The following is a 14,499-nucleotide window of genomic DNA, read 5'->3' as shown; positions in this document are numbered from 1 at the left end:
AAAAATAAATGTTTAATAAAAAGTTTGCAATTTTATCTCTTATAATTGTATTTTCATTTATATCAATAGTAGGATGCTCATCAGGTACATCAGAAAATGTAGCCCCAGAACCAGCAACTGAGGCTCAAATAGAAACTGTAACTATATCTCATGAACTAGGAGAAGCTGTAGTAGATAAAAACCCTGAAAGAGTAATTGTTTTTGACTATGCATCTCTTGATTCTTTAGACCAAATGGGAGTAGAAATATTAGGACTTCCTAAGTCAAATATACCATCGTATCTAAATAAATTCTCTGACAATAAATATGAAGATGTGGGAACTCTTTTCGAACCAAATTTCGAAAAAATATATGAACTATCCCCTGATCTTATTGTAATATCTGGAAGACAAAGAGAGGTATATGAAGAACTTTCAAAAATTGCTCCAACTGTTTACCTTGTAATAGATACTCAAGATTATATTGGGTCATTTTCTGAAAATCTAAACATTTTAGGGCAAATATTTGATAAAGAAGAAATGGTCGAAAATGAATTGAATTCTATTAAAAATAAAATGGATGATTTGAAAACAAGAGTTAGTGATTCTGGTGAAAATGCACTGATAATTATGGCAAATGACGGAGCATTAAGCGCATATGGAAATAACTCTAGGTTCAATGTAATACATAATGAATTTGGATTCCCAGCTGCTGATGATAATATAGAAGTTGCAAATCACGGGCAAAGCGTATCCTTTGAATATATCTTAGAGGTAAATCCAGACAAGATATTTGTTATCGATAGAGCAGCTGTTGCAGGTGGAAGCCAAGCTGCTGAAAATGTACTAGATAATGATATAGTAAAAATGACAAGAGCTTATCAAAGTGACAATATACACTATCTTAACTCTCATGTATGGTATGTATCATCAGGCGGGATTCAGTCTACAAATATAATGATAGATGAAATATCGTCCTCATTAAAATAATACAAAAGGCTCATTAATAAAAGCTTATATATAAATTACACAAAAGGCAGTAATTATCTTTTTAAGATAATTACTGCCTTTTTATGATTTGAAACTTTATTTTAATTGATATAATATTTTTATAATAAGATTCTTATCTTTGTTCTTCAAACTCTCTTAGAAGTTTAACAAAAAGCTCTGGAACTTTTGCCATTTTTTCTGGAGTTTCTACAAATGAAATTCTAAATTGAGTACTTCCAGGGTTGAATTCCCCTTTGTCTACATTGTAGAATCCTTTCATAGGAGCAACAAGAAGAGTTGTAGATGCTCCATCTACGTCAATAGCGCCTTTTCCAGCACAGTATAAAACAAAGTCTATTGCATCAAATCCAGGTTTTACAACATTTCTTACATCAATTACTGAATAAATTGAAGCATCAGGGCTTGAAACTATAAGTCCAGGCTCTTGCTCCTTAAGTCCATTGTATACCTTTAGTATTTGCTCTTTATAATATCCTTTTATCTCTTTTGCCCAGTTTTCAATATCTTCTTTAGACTCATGAGCTAAGGCTCCAAATATATACTGACCTATTACATTTGCACATAGATTAGCAGTGTACTCAGCTACAGAACGGTTGTTGAACTCTGCATTATCAGTAATTAAGGCCCCGATTCTTAAACCGCAAGCATTCCATACCTTTGATGCAGTCTCTATGCTTATTCTTCTTCCTTCTATACCTGGTACATGCTCATCAGTAATGCCCCATATACTAACCAGTTCTTTTCCATCTTCATAAAAAAGCTCACGATATGCTTCATCACTAGCCATCCACATATTGTATTTTACTGAAAGATTTGCAAGGTCTTTAAGAGTATCAAAGTCAAAGTACTGTCCAGTAGGATTGTCATATGGAATAACAAGAAGTCCACCAGGGTTATGCTTTTTAATAGTCTCTTCAATAGTACTCATTTCAGGTAAGCTAAATTTCCCATCATCATTTAAAGTACGTTGTACTGTAACAATCTTGCGGCCTATTCTTTCAGCAAAAGAAATGTAGTTTGTATAAGCTGGGTCAATTACAAGAAGTGGTCTTTCATCAGAACCCGCAGGACCACAAATTCCCATAAGAAGAAGCTCCATAGCAGATGAACCACCATCAGTAACTTGAACAAATAATTTACTTGTGTCAAAACCTTCGCATTTAAGAATATTTTTAAATGCATCCTGACATTCAGGTAATCCAGCTGTAGTAGAATATCTAACTATTCCTTCTGAAAAAGGACTTTCAGGAGCACCTAAGTTAAACATTCTTTTTTGCATTGCTGGATGAGTTGGAAGAGAAACATTTCCAATACCAACGTTGATAACCTCTTGAGGTTTCACCTCACGCTCTTCGTATTTCATTTGAGCAAGCCTAACATCCGATGGAACTCTTGATTCGAAGTGAGCTGATAAAACTGGTTTACTCATTATAATATCCCCTTTTCTAAAGATTATAGTAGTAACAATTTATGTACATGTGTACAACATAATATCACCACTATTTTAACATTAAATCAACCAGTTTTCACTTCTTTTATTGGTTTATATATAAAATATTTCTTAATTTAAAAATATTCTGGATTTTTATGGAAATTTTCAAATATATTTTAAAAAATTTCACTTCCTACAATATCCGTTTTCATTATTTGAAATTTTTCTATTATATCTTGAAGCTTTAGTTTTTCTTTTTTTTCTCCAGAGATGTCAAAGAGCACTTTTCCGTCATGAATCATTATCAATCTATTTCCATAGTCTATAGCGTCTTGTATTTTATGTGTAATCATAAGGCACGTTAGATTATTCTCTTTTATAATATTATCTGTAATTTTCATCACTTCTTTTGAAGTTATTGGATCAAGAGCCGCTGTGTGTTCGTCTAAAAGTAGTATTTGTGGTAGCTTTAAAGTTGCCATTACAATTGCTAATGCTTGTCTTTGCCCGCCTGAAAGTAAACTCACATCAATATCAAGTTTATTTTCAAGCCCTAGATTAAATTTAGATAATAACATTTTATATTTATCTTTATTTTTATCAATGAGGCATTTTTTTAATACAGTCTTTTTTCCTTTCAGTTCAGACATTGACAGATTTTCGTATACAGTCATTGCTCCCAAAGTATTAGCACTGGGGTCTTGCATTATATAGGAGATATTTTTAGCAGTTTCAAATGACTTCTGATTGGTTGTCTCCTTTTCACCAAACAATATCTTCCCGCTATCTATATCTAAATCATTTGAAAGAACTTTAAGAAGGGTGCTCTTTCCTGCTCCATTGCTTCCTATAACTGTTATAAATTCTCCTTTATTTATCTTTAAATTCAAACCTTCATAAAGCTTTTTTTGAAAATGTGTATTTTTATTGAAAGTTTTGTATATATCTTTTAATAAAATCACTGTTTAGCCTCCTCTTTATGATTTTTTCTTTAGATGAATTAAATATTCCTTTGGAAAGTATTAAAACCATTAGAAGGGCTGTTACAAGTTTCAAATCTGAAGGCTCCACTCCAATTTGAAGTGCTAAAGACAAAATACCTCTATAAAAAATAGAACCTAGTATTACAATTGATGAATTTTGAACACCAAAGCGTTTTAAATTTTTAAATGCCATCTCCCCAATCACTATAGATGCCAAAGCACTTACTATGAGACCAATTCCCATGGATATATCTGAAAAACCCTGATATTGTGTGTATAAACTTCCTGATAATGCTACTAAGCCATTTGCAAGAGCAAGTCCTAAAATTTTATATCTATCAACATCAAAACCCATACCAGTAATAAATTTTTGATTTTGCCCTATTGCTTTTAAGACATATCCTATCTCTGTTTTAAAAAAGAAATCTATGATTACTTTTAAAAATAAAGTAAAGATAATCAAAAATACTAGCTTATAAATATGATTTTTTTCTGAAAAAATATGGATTGTATCAAATAGATGAAGATTGCTTTTACCCATTATTCTAAGATTTACAGAATAAAGTCCTATCATTACTATTATTCCTGACAATATATTTGTAATCTTAAACTTCACATGGAGTATCCCAGTTATGCTACCTGCTATCAATCCTCCAAATAATGAGAGGACTAGTGATATGAAAGGATTCACTCCATTTATTATAGAGATTGCCGATATTGACGCTCCTGTTGTAAAAGTACTGTCAACTGAAAGATCTGGAAAATCCAAAATTCTAAAAGATATATATATTCCAAGACCAGCAATGGAAAATATAAGGCCTTGGGCTAATGTCGACAAAATAAGATCAGTCATATTATTTATCTCCAATCAAATCGCTTTTTTGTAAGATAGATTCATCTATAGAAATCCCTAAGATTCTTGCAGTATCCAAATTAATTGAAATTGATGGATTTTTAGATGTCTCTATGGCCATTTCTGAAATATTTTCTCCTGTAAGTACTCTATATGCCATTTCTCCGCTTTGTCTTCCCAGCTCTAAATAATCAACACCTAAGGTAAAAAGAGCTCCACCTTCTACATGTGCTACTTCAGCACCCAATACAGGAATTGATTTTTCTAATGCTTTTGATGTTAAAAATCTTATTGAAGATGCAATTAAATTGTCAGCTGGAGTATAAAGAGCATCTACTTTATTTAAAAGAACATCTAATCCTTGTTCTATTTCCGTTATTGATGTCACACCTAGAGCTTCAATCTCTATCCCAAAATGTTTTGCTTCCTCTTTTAAAATATCTAGCTGTACCTCAGAATTTTTTTCGCTTGTATTATATATAAACCCTATAGTTTGGGGCTTTATTTCCAATTCTAATAAAAGTTCTAATTGCTTTTTTATTGGAGCTAAATCACTAGTTCCTGAAACATTTGTACCCGGTGTATTTATATTTTTTACAAGTCCTGCTGCCACAGGATCTGTCACCGCAGATATTATAATTGGTATATCCTTTGTAGCATTGTATGCAGATTGAGCACTTGGAGTTGCTATTGCATATATCATATCAACTTTATCTTTTATGAAGCTTTCTGCAATCATTTGGGCGTTTGATATATCACCCTGAGCATTTTTTTCAATAAAAACAATTCTTTCACCCTCTGCTAATTCAAGTATAGCTTCTTTGAATCCCTCTCTTGCATTATCAAGAGCTGGATGCTCTGCAATCTGGGAAATCCCAATAAAAATTTCCTTATCCATTGCTGAATCTTGCTCACTAAGAGTGCTTGCATCTAAATTAAATGATGCACAACCTGTTAAAACAACAATAGAAAAAAATGTAATTACCCCACTTAGCACTATTTTTTTCAATTTCATTTCTACCATCCTCCGATTCTTCAATTTTTATGGCATAAAAAAAACTCCTAAATTGGAGTTTGCATACACAATAAGCCTACGAACGATAATAATCGTTAACATAAGATAATATTTTACAATACTCCAATTCTACGTTTTTTTATACTTAAGATAAATAATCTACTTTGACCCAAGCTGGGCCGCTACATTTATTTCACTTACATAAGCGAAATTCTACTGGTAAAGCTACTGTTTTTTAAAAATATGAAATAAAAAATATGCTTATCGAGAATTATATAAAAGTCATATATGATTGTCAATCATTTATTTTAAAAAAATCAAAAAATTAAGGTAATGATCTATGCCCAAGGCCAATTACTATATCATTTAGGTGTAAAATACCTATACTCATAAATATAGTAACTGAAATATGCTCACCTTTTCTTGCAATCCCAATTTTTCCTCCTGCACTTAATCCATTGGTCTTTACAGATATTTGAGATAGAGCTTCTCTAGTAGCACCCACAAGTGCCCCATCATGGACATGAATATCATCAATTATCCCATTTTTTTTTGACGCAACTAAGGCTCTTTCCAGAATTTTTACACAGATGTCCGGAAATTTTCCACCTACATCTACAGCTATGGTTTTGTAGCCTTTACCTGCAAATTCCTTTTTTAAACCTTCCTCTTCTTCTCTTGTTGACATAGCCATCCTAGCAGATGCTTTGGCTACCTCTATACTTTCATTTGTCATAGATAACTCTCCTTTGATTTTTCTAAAAACTTAATTACATTTTTGAGAAACAGCAATATTATCTAAGTTTTTTATTTCTTTTGCAATATTTTCATTTTCAGCACTTAATGATAAAAGTAGCTCTGATATCTCACTTGCAAAATGGTTCGTAGTATCAGACATTTTTTGTACCTCTGTCGCTACTACTGAAAAACCTTTTCCATGCTCTCCTGCTCTAGCTGCCTCTATATTTGCATTTAGTCCGAGTATTTTTATCTGCTGAGTTATTTTATTTACCTCTCTTATCATTTCATCTGTCTTTTTTACAAACCCTCTTGAAGTATCAAGTGCAGTTGTTAATGAATGATTTATTTCGCTTAAGTCTTCTCTTAACTTTTTTGACGTTGCTCTTTGATGGTCAACTGTAAGCATTAGCATCTCTGCAATATCAGATTCAACTATTTTTACAGATGGGTTTACATTATCTTTTATAATTTCAAGAACTTTTTCACTTCCTGTTGCCTCTACAACTATATGTACATTTTTTGGTATTTCACTTATATCATCAAAGGTTTCAATGCCAAGTTCTTTTGCTTTTTGGATTCCAGGAGAATCCATATTTTTATCTATTACTGCTATAATATCTACTTCTTTCATAATGCAAAAAAGTTCAATTAATTTTAATCCGCCATTTCCAGCCCCAACAATTACTATATTCATGATTTCCTCCAAAATTAGTTTATTTACATAAAAGTATATATAAAATTCATAACTTAGTCCAGTTATTGAGATTTTGTTTATAAAAATCATTTTTTTGAAAATTGTGATATAATTGTTAAAAGTGTGAGAGAAGCTAATTATATGTTCTTTCACATAAAAATTACTTATGGGGAGTGATTGTATGAAAAAAAATGTCTCGTCAATTGTTCTAAGCTTTCTTTTAGTAGCTTCATCTGTTACAGGCTCATTTGCAGCTAATCTTTCAAAAGACTCTAACGCCGGTGTTAAAGCTTATAGCCATGTTAAATATCTTGCTGAGACTATTGGAAAAAGAGTCCAAGGAACCGAAGGGGAATATAATTCAAGAGACTATATTAAATCTGTATTTGATGGATTAGGTTACAGTTCTACATTACAAGAATTTGAAATCGAAAGAAAAATAGAAGATAATACTGTAGACTCTGCAACTTCCTATAATGTAGTAGCAACAAAAAAAGGGATATCTGAAATGCAGGTAATAATTGGAGCACATTATGACTCTAAAGTGGGAGTAGGACTTGGAGCTGATGATAATGCTTCTGGAGTTGCTGTAATGCTTGAAACAGCAGAAGCAATCCAAAACATTGAAACACCTTATACAATAAAATTCGTAGCATTTGGTGCAGAGGAAAGCTATAAAGACCCTGATACGGGAGCTAGCAATAGAGGTCTTCAAGGCTCTAAACATTATGTTTCTCAAATGAGTGCAACTGAAATTTCAAACACCGTTGCTATGATAAATCTTGATTCACTTCTTGCTGGAGACAATATGTATGTATATGGAAGTGAAAGTCAGCAAGGCTTTGTAAGAGATCAAGCATTAACTATTGCAAGAAGATTAAACCTAAATGTAATAACAAATCCTGGGGAAAATGAAGAATATCCTATTGGTACTACAGGCGATTGGAGTGACCATGCTCCGTTTCAAGAGAAAGGAATCCCAATTGCTTATCTAGAAGCTACAAACTGGGAACTTGGAGATTTGGATGGTTATACTCAGACAGTAAAACACGGAGAGATATGGCATACTGACAATGATACCCTTGAGTTTTTAGAAGCAGAATTCCCTGGAAGAGTAGAAGAAAGATTAAGCACTTTTTCAAACCTTTTAATTAACTTAGTTTTAAACTTAAATCAAATGGAAATTGACAAATTGGAGTTAAGACTGGGAAATCCTATGTTTACTTTAAATGGTGAAGCAAAAACTATGGAAAAAGCTCCTATTATTATGAATAATAGAACACTAGTACCTTTATCTCTTTTTACAGATGAACTAGGGTTTGAGGCTAATCTATCAGAGGACTCTAATGAATTAAGATTAGAATTTAGGGATTTAACAATTTCAATGTCTCGTGGAGATTTAGAAAACCACTTTACTATTCACGATAATCATGTTCTAGTACCTATAAGATATATCTCTAATGGCTTTAATGGAACCTTATATTGGATATCCGATACAAAAGGAATCCATATGGTATATTAGTTTTAAAAAAGGTTCATTGCTTTAAAGCAATGAACCTTTCCTATTTAGACAATCATTTAAAACCATGAAAATTTATATTTACTATTACATATTTTTTCTTTTATAGGCTATTTCTCCATTTACTATAGTGTATTCTACATTTGACTGTAAATCAAAAGGGTGATTGTCCCAAATAACTAAATCTGCATCTTTTCCTACTTCTATACTTCCTACTCTATCTTCTATTCCTAAAATTTCTGCAGCACTTATAGAAATAGCTTTTAATGCTTCCATTTCATCAAGTCCTGATTTGTATGCAAGTGCACTACACATAGGAAGATTTTCCAGGGGAATTACTGGACTATCAGTCATTATAGCTATTTTAACTCCAGCTTCTACAAGTACTTTAGGGGTTTCAAAGCTTTTGTTTTTTAGTTCAAATTTTGGTTTGTTTCCAAAAGTAGGACCTATTATAGCAGAATATCCTTCTTTAGAAAGTTCTTTAGCAATTAAATGACCCTCAGTACAGTGCTCTAAAGTAAGCTTCACACCAAACTCCTTTGCAATTCTAATTGCTGTAAAAATATCATCCGCTCTATGAGCATGAGCTTTAAGAGGAATTTCTTTATTTACAACGGGAAGCATAGCTTCAAGCTTTATATCGTATGCAGGCATTTTTGTTTCATCTTCTTTAGCAGCCTCTTTTTTTGCTTTATATTCAAATGCTTTCGCTAGAGTCTCTCTAAGCTTTGCAGCTGTTCCCATGCGTGTTGTAGGCATTGTATTTTTTTCAGCATACACTCTTTTGGGATTTTCACCAAATGCACATTTCATAGAATGATTTTCAATCATTATCATCTCATCAACTCTTTTACCATAAAGCTTAATCACTGCAAAAGTTCCCCCTATTACATTAGCACTTCCTGGACCAGTTGCAGCTGAAGTTACCCCTCCTTTTAACGCATTTTCAAAAGCTTCATCCATTGGATTAATACCATCTATTGCTCTTAGATGAGGAGTTATAGGATCAGTCATTTCATTTCCATCTGCTCCTTCAAATCCAATACCCTCTTCCCACATACCTATATGACAATGGGCATCAATAAAACCTGGAAATACTAACTTTCCAGTAGCATCTATTACCTTCGCTTGATAATCAAGATTTGTTCCTATCTCTTTTATTTTCCCATTTTCTATTAAAATGTCCCCTTTTTCAATCACTCTTTCACTCATAGTATAGATTTTCGCATTTTTAATTAGTATCACTAATTTTCCCCCTTATATATTTTAATTAATATAAATATATCATATTTTCATAAATTTCAAATAATTTGTTTTATTTATTTTAAAAATTTTATATATAAATATATAATTTCCTCGAATTTGTTTTATAGTGAAAAAAATGTATAATACAGATGTATCTTTAAAATTTATTTTGTAGTTTTTTTGTAGTTTGTAACATTTGTTACATACCCTAGTAACTCAATAGGGTATTATTAGAGCATAAGAGTTAGGGCATCAAAAAAATATTTAAATCGACTTTTTATATAATTAAATCATAACGTTATCAATGCTTTTAAAAGGAGGATATATGATGCCACAAGCAGCATATGGGAATTTGCAAAAGATAAGAAATGGTAAAAGACTTTATAGTATAACCCCCCGTATTCCTGGAGGTTTTGTAAGTGCAGCTAATCTAGAAAAATTCGCTGAAGTAGCTAGAAAATATAAATGCTCAATAAAATTAACATCAGGTCAAAGAATAATGCTAATCGGCCTCAAGGAAGATGAGGTTGCAATGGCATATGAAGATTTAGGTTTAGACCCTGCTGTGAAATCTCATTACTCCGTGAAAAATGTGGAAATTTGCCCTGGTGAAATTTGCAAAAGAAGTCGCCAAAATTCACTCGCTCTTGGACTAAAATTAGAAAAAAGATTTTATGGAGTTGAGGCACCCAATAGGACTAAAATCGGTGTAATTGGCTGTCTTAATGGTTGCACTAGCGTACATGCAAAAGATATAGGCGTGTTAGCAAATGAAGAAGGCTTCATTGTGGTAGCTGGCGGAAGTGCTGGGTATCATCCAAGGTTATCAGATAAAATTGCTGAAAACCTCTCTGAAGAGCAGGCTTTTGCTATGGTAGAAGCTGTGTATGATTATTACTGCGAAGTTGCTCCAATGGGCGAAAAACTTGGGAACACAATAGATAGAATAGGTCTTGATAAATTTAAAAAAGATGTTTTTAATATATATGAAAATAAACTTCATATATAAAAATATAAAATTTATGCTAATTACTTAATAAAACTATAATATTGGAGGAATTAAAAATGATAACAAAAGATATGATAATAACAGACATAATTAAGGAAAACCCTAAAGCAGTACAAATTCTTATGGGAAATGGAATGGGATGCCTTGGTTGCCCATCAGCTCAAAGTGAGTCATTAGAACAAGCTGCACAAATTCACGGACTTGATTTAGAAAAATTGTTAGAAGAATTAAATGGATAATATATTATATAAAAAGGGTTGAGATAAAAAATCTCAACCCTTTTTATATAATAACAATAACATTTGTTAATAAGAATCCAATTTTTCTTCTTTTTTCAGAAGTATTGGTATATATATGTCCATAGATAGTTTGTCATTTTCCCAAGGATGAGATCTCTCATCATAAAATTCAAAGTCAAAATTACCATCATCTACTTCATAACTAGAATTTGGAAACCACTCTTCAAGTATATACTTCCAAGTTCCTTTTATGGACTTTGTAAAATGGATTTCATTAACACGTGGTGTAGTAAAAACAGCATACTTTGCAGAAGGTACTTCTATTTTTGACATATCTTCAAGCATTTTATTGAAATTATTCACTTCTATACCAAGTATATAAGAAAATTCATCTTCTTCAATACTATTTTTCACACAAATACCATATTCACCATGTTTAATTGGATTTTGAGTTTTGTATAGTCTTTTCTCTTTTCCTTCAATATTGCATTTATCCCAAAAAGCTGGTATATCTCTTGAATGTGCTTTGTCTTTTAGTGTTGTTTTAAATTCATATCCAATAATTTTAAATTTTTCTCTCTCTAATATTTTAGGTTGAATAATCATTCCTCCAGTCTTATTTTTCAATATATTTTCTAGAATAATCTTTTTAGGATAGTCTATTGGTGCATGAATCCTATAAAAATTTGGAGGATAACCAAAAATTTTTTTAAATGCCTTGGTAAAACCAGCATGAGTTTCAAAACCATATCTCAAAGCTATATCCAATATTTTATCTCCTTTAGCAAGGTCATAAAGAGCATATTGTAATTTGCGTTTTGTTACATAATCCATTACAGAGGTTCCCATGTATTTGTTGAAGATTTTATAATAATAATACAACGAAAAACCTGATAACTTTGCCAGTTCTTCAGCCTCTATTTTTTCTTCAATATTATCATCTATATAATCTAATGTTCTTTGAATCAAATAAGTATGAGTTTTTTCCATTAATAAATCCTTTCCAAATCTAAAATATACACCTTTGGTTTAACATAAAGTAATCTTAGTATCATATATTAAAACAACTAAGTAACATCTTTGGATGAATATTCGAAAATGAGATTGATGAAATTTTTGCTAAAGTATTTTTTAGAAATTATAAAATACAAAAAAACAGTAGGTAAAATTATAATACTAGTTGTTAAAATACCATATGATATAGAAAATCTTGTAGCAATAATTCCAATTATTGGACCACCAATGATTTGTCCTACAGAGTTAATCTGACCTTGGGTTGAGATAACTGTAGACATTATATTTGAATCTGTGATTTTGGATACTAAAGCACTATTTAGTGGTTCATTAATTGTCCTTAACATATATATCGATAAATAAGAAATAAGAGCTATACTAAAATTTCCAGCTAAAGCAAATATACAAATCGATAAAGCTTGAATTAGGCTGATAAAAAATAATAATTTCGTACTTCTATTTTCATCTTTATCATTTAATCTTACAATTATTATTTGAGATATTAAAATACTAATAAATAGTCCAATACTATTTATAATTCCAATCCACATTACTAAAGAAATATTAATAAAATCAGGAAAAGAAAAGTTCTCAATAAAATGGGCTATCCATAATCTATCAAGACCTTCACTTGCAAGACCAGTTATAAAAGTTATAAGTAAAATCAACACTAAAATATTGCTTTTTTTAATAAAATTTAAACTGTGAGAAAAAGTTGTTTATGATAATCTAAAAATACCCCAAAATATAATTGAAAATTCCCCCAGAGGAAATATATAATTTCCCTATGATAATTCATAGGGAGGTTAAGGGGATGCTTAATTTAATGGATAAACAAAAAATAATAATAAAGAGTTTCATAGAAGGGAAATCTCAGCATTGCATCCACAGAGAGACTGGATTTGATAGAAAAACTATCAGAAAATATATTGGTCAATATGAAGAAAAAAAGAGTGCTTTGTTAGAATCTAGTTCAGATAAAATGCTACTAACAGAAGATATCGTCTCTATTGCAAAGTATAATTCAAGTAGTAGATCCAAGATTAAATTAACTGATGAAATAATAGAAAAAATTGAGTTTCATCTTAAAGAGAATGAGGTGAAAAGAGCTACAGGCAGAAGTAAGCAACAAAAAAAGAATATAGATATATATGAATGTTTAGCCGAAGGCGGATATGATATTAGCTACTGCACTGTAAGCAACTACATTAAGGCAAAATTAGATAAAGCAAAAGAAGCATATGTTAGGCAGGAATATAAATTAGGAGATGTCGCAGAGTTTGATTGGGGACATGTTAATTTAATAATAGATGGAAAAACTAAGGCTTTTCAAATGGCAGTTTTTACAACGGCTAAAGGCAACTTTAGATTTGCTCATCTATACAATAATCAAAAGATGCAAAGTTTTTTAGATTCTCATGTTAAATTTTTCAATAAGGTAGGAGGTGTTCATAAAACACTAGTTTATGACAATATGAAGGTAGCTGTAGCTAGATTTGTAAGTAAAACTGAAAAAATGCCAACAGAAGATCTTTTAAAGCTGTCTATCTACTATGGTTTTAAATACAGGTTTTGCAATGCAAGAAGGGGCAACGAAAAGGGCCATGTTGAAAAATCTGTGGAATATGTTAGAAGAAAAGCTTTTAGTAAAAAAGATACATTTGAAAATATAGATGAGGCCAATAAATATTTAGAGGATATGCTAGAAAAGTTAAATTCTAAGCCATCTAAATACCATGATAATAAAAGTCCTTCGGACATATTAGAAGAAGAATTTCAATACCTAAATGCACTGATGCCTAGTTATGATATTGCAAGAACTATGGAAATAAGGGTAAATAAATATTCAGTTGTTACCATAGATGAAAATAAATACTCCGTACCAGATGCATTAGTAGGGAAATTTGTAACTGCTAAAATATATCCTGAGAATATACTCATATATAATAATAACAATATGATAACTAAGCACTTAAGAAGTTATGGTAGGCATACCTGGAACATTAAGATTGAACATTATTTAAAGACATTAAAAAAGAAGCCTGGAGCGATTCACTCAAGCACAGCCATGCAGCAAATGAATCCCAGACTTCAAGCAATATTTAATAAATATTATACAGAAAATCCTAAAGATTTCATAGAGTTAATTGAAATAATTTCAGAAAATGGCTTAGATAAAATAGAAAAAATAATAAATAAATTAGAAAGAATAGCTCCGCTAGGAGTAGATACAGAAAAAATTAAGATGTTATGTAATAGATCAACGGATACAGTTTTAGAAAATAATAAGGAAGGAATAACAGAGATTGAGAAACATTCAAAGTCACTATTAAATCAATATGCAACAATGTTAAACAACTCAGCAGTTCCTTTTCATAAGGAGACCTCAATAATATGATAAATAATGAAATAAATGAAAGAATAAAAATTCTAGCAAAAGAGCTTAAGCTGCCATACACAATTAGAAATCTAGCTGAAGAAATTAATGAAGCAAACCTTGAGAATAAATCATATGATTCTTTTCTGTGTGAAATTCTCGAAAGAGAATATGAGCTAAGAAAAGAAAATGGAAGAAAAAGTAGAATTAGATTAGCTAAGTTTCCATATAAAAGATATATAGAAGATCTAATACTAGAGGATTTACCAGAAGATGCAAGAAACAAAGTTAACCCGAATTATTCATAAAAAAATAATTTAGGCTCTTAATTCAGAAATTAGAAAATTCCACAATAAAAGTTCTTAATTTTAGTTTTCTACTCAAAT

15 protein-coding genes are annotated in these 14,499 nt (G+C 30.9%); 6 read left to right on the top strand and 9 right to left on the bottom strand.

From position 1 onward, the window contains the following. Window positions 1-8 precede the first annotated feature (8 nt). Window positions 9-968 carry a siderophore ABC transporter substrate-binding protein gene (locus tag J2Z35_RS08245; RefSeq protein ID WP_209660924.1) on the top strand — a complete coding sequence of 320 codons (960 nt, stop codon included), beginning with the start codon at window positions 9-11 and terminating at the stop codon, window positions 966-968. A 133-nt stretch (window positions 969-1,101) separates the two neighbouring features. Here J2Z35_RS08245 and J2Z35_RS08240 read toward each other — a convergent pair whose 3' ends face one another. From J2Z35_RS08240 to J2Z35_RS08215, 6 genes are all read right to left on the bottom strand, one after another. Then, window positions 1,102-2,418 carry a pyridoxal phosphate-dependent aminotransferase gene (locus tag J2Z35_RS08240; RefSeq protein ID WP_209660923.1) on the bottom strand — a complete coding sequence of 439 codons (1,317 nt, stop codon included), beginning with the start codon at window positions 2,416-2,418 and terminating at the stop codon, window positions 1,102-1,104. A 179-nt stretch (window positions 2,419-2,597) separates the two neighbouring features. After that, window positions 2,598-3,383: an ABC transporter ATP-binding protein gene (locus J2Z35_RS08235; protein ID WP_209660922.1), complete on the bottom strand. Its 786-nt coding sequence runs from the start codon at window positions 3,381-3,383 to the stop codon at window positions 2,598-2,600. Then, complete coding sequence (locus J2Z35_RS08230; RefSeq protein ID WP_209660921.1) at window positions 3,346-4,257, bottom strand: ABC transporter permease; 912 nt, start codon at window positions 4,255-4,257, stop codon at window positions 3,346-3,348. Before J2Z35_RS08230 ends, J2Z35_RS08235 begins: the two co-directional genes overlap by 38 nt. A gap of 1 nt (window position 4,258) precedes the next feature. Further along, the gene (locus tag J2Z35_RS08225) at window positions 4,259-5,272 is read right to left on the bottom strand and encodes an ABC transporter substrate-binding protein (protein ID WP_245330810.1); all 1,014 of its coding nucleotides are present in this window, start codon (window positions 5,270-5,272) and stop codon (window positions 4,259-4,261) included. A gap of 325 nt (window positions 5,273-5,597) precedes the next feature. Beyond that, entirely contained in the window at window positions 5,598-6,008 is a 411-nt protein-coding gene (locus tag J2Z35_RS08220; protein ID WP_209660919.1) for a HutP family protein, read from the bottom strand. A 30-nt stretch (window positions 6,009-6,038) separates the two neighbouring features. Next, window positions 6,039-6,707, bottom strand: a complete 669-nt coding sequence (locus J2Z35_RS08215) for a methyl-accepting chemotaxis protein (protein WP_209660918.1) — start codon at window positions 6,705-6,707, stop codon at window positions 6,039-6,041. A gap of 181 nt (window positions 6,708-6,888) precedes the next feature. Here J2Z35_RS08215 and J2Z35_RS08210 point away from each other — a divergent pair, with 181 nt between their 5' ends. Next, on the top strand, window positions 6,889-8,229 hold the full coding sequence (locus J2Z35_RS08210) for a M20/M25/M40 family metallo-hydrolase (protein ID WP_209660917.1): 1,341 nt from the start codon (window positions 6,889-6,891) through the stop codon (window positions 8,227-8,229). A gap of 84 nt (window positions 8,230-8,313) precedes the next feature. Here J2Z35_RS08210 and J2Z35_RS08205 read toward each other — a convergent pair whose 3' ends face one another. Then, on the bottom strand, window positions 8,314-9,474 hold the full coding sequence (locus tag J2Z35_RS08205; RefSeq protein ID WP_209660916.1) for an amidohydrolase: 1,161 nt from the start codon (window positions 9,472-9,474) through the stop codon (window positions 8,314-8,316). A 328-nt stretch (window positions 9,475-9,802) separates the two neighbouring features. Between J2Z35_RS08205 and J2Z35_RS08200 the strand changes: the two genes are divergently transcribed. Together J2Z35_RS08200 and J2Z35_RS08195 are read left to right on the top strand one after the other, a co-directional pair. Then, window positions 9,803-10,483, top strand: coding sequence for a nitrite/sulfite reductase domain-containing protein (locus J2Z35_RS08200; protein WP_209660915.1), 681 nt, complete (start codon window positions 9,803-9,805; stop codon window positions 10,481-10,483). A gap of 56 nt (window positions 10,484-10,539) precedes the next feature. Then, on the top strand, window positions 10,540-10,722 hold the full coding sequence (locus J2Z35_RS08195) for a DUF1858 domain-containing protein (protein ID WP_209660914.1): 183 nt from the start codon (window positions 10,540-10,542) through the stop codon (window positions 10,720-10,722). Window positions 10,723-10,788: 66 nt separating this feature from the next. On the opposite strand, the gene J2Z35_RS08190 is transcribed toward J2Z35_RS08195, so the two are convergent. Together J2Z35_RS08190 and J2Z35_RS08185 are read right to left on the bottom strand one after the other, a co-directional pair. After that, window positions 10,789-11,712, bottom strand: a complete 924-nt coding sequence (locus tag J2Z35_RS08190; RefSeq protein ID WP_209660913.1) for an AraC family transcriptional regulator — start codon at window positions 11,710-11,712, stop codon at window positions 10,789-10,791. 77 nt (window positions 11,713-11,789) lie between these two features. Then, entirely contained in the window at window positions 11,790-12,404 is a 615-nt protein-coding gene (locus tag J2Z35_RS08185) for a hypothetical protein (RefSeq protein ID WP_209660912.1), read from the bottom strand. A gap of 146 nt (window positions 12,405-12,550) precedes the next feature. Here J2Z35_RS08185 and istA point away from each other — a divergent pair, with 146 nt between their 5' ends. Further along, window positions 12,551-14,134 carry an IS21 family transposase gene (gene istA / locus J2Z35_RS08180; protein WP_209660911.1) on the top strand — a complete coding sequence of 528 codons (1,584 nt, stop codon included), beginning with the start codon at window positions 12,551-12,553 and terminating at the stop codon, window positions 14,132-14,134. Continuing rightward, a complete protein-coding gene (locus J2Z35_RS08175; RefSeq protein WP_209660910.1) occupies window positions 14,131-14,421 on the top strand; it encodes an ATP-binding protein in 291 nt (96 codons plus the stop codon). The genes istA and J2Z35_RS08175 overlap by 4 nt, the downstream gene beginning before the upstream one ends. The last annotated feature ends 78 nt before the right edge of the window (window positions 14,422-14,499 follow it).

The sequence above is a fragment of the Acetoanaerobium pronyense genome (assembly GCF_017874355.1).
GTDB classification, from domain to species: Bacteria; Bacillota; Clostridia; order Peptostreptococcales; family Filifactoraceae; genus Acetoanaerobium; species Acetoanaerobium pronyense.
The sequence above is the reverse complement of the archived record's forward strand: the minus strand, read 5'-3'. Positions and strand labels throughout refer to the sequence as shown.

What these genes read in the sequence shown, in the direction of transcription:
- J2Z35_RS08245 (WP_209660924.1), top strand. Translation starts at nt 9, where the DNA reads ATGTTTAATAAAAAGTTTGCAATTTTATCTCTTATAATTGTATTTTCA.
- J2Z35_RS08225 (WP_245330810.1), bottom strand. Translation starts at nt 5,272, where the DNA reads ATGAAATTGAAAAAAATAGTGCTAAGTGGGGTAATTACATTTTTTTCT.
- J2Z35_RS08240 (WP_209660923.1), bottom strand. Translation starts at nt 2,418, where the DNA reads ATGAGTAAACCAGTTTTATCAGCTCACTTCGAATCAAGAGTTCCATCG.
- J2Z35_RS08220 (WP_209660919.1), bottom strand. Translation starts at nt 6,008, where the DNA reads ATGACAAATGAAAGTATAGAGGTAGCCAAAGCATCTGCTAGGATGGCT.
- J2Z35_RS08175 (WP_209660910.1), top strand. Translation starts at nt 14,131, where the DNA reads ATGATAAATAATGAAATAAATGAAAGAATAAAAATTCTAGCAAAAGAG.
- istA (WP_209660911.1), top strand. Translation starts at nt 12,551, where the DNA reads ATGCTTAATTTAATGGATAAACAAAAAATAATAATAAAGAGTTTCATA.
- J2Z35_RS08215 (WP_209660918.1), bottom strand. Translation starts at nt 6,707, where the DNA reads ATGAATATAGTAATTGTTGGGGCTGGAAATGGCGGATTAAAATTAATT.
- J2Z35_RS08230 (WP_209660921.1), bottom strand. Translation starts at nt 4,257, where the DNA reads ATGACTGATCTTATTTTGTCGACATTAGCCCAAGGCCTTATATTTTCC.
- J2Z35_RS08190 (WP_209660913.1), bottom strand. Translation starts at nt 11,712, where the DNA reads ATGGAAAAAACTCATACTTATTTGATTCAAAGAACATTAGATTATATA.
- J2Z35_RS08195 (WP_209660914.1), top strand. Translation starts at nt 10,540, where the DNA reads ATGATAACAAAAGATATGATAATAACAGACATAATTAAGGAAAACCCT.
- J2Z35_RS08210 (WP_209660917.1), top strand. Translation starts at nt 6,889, where the DNA reads ATGAAAAAAAATGTCTCGTCAATTGTTCTAAGCTTTCTTTTAGTAGCT.
- J2Z35_RS08200 (WP_209660915.1), top strand. Translation starts at nt 9,803, where the DNA reads ATGCCACAAGCAGCATATGGGAATTTGCAAAAGATAAGAAATGGTAAA.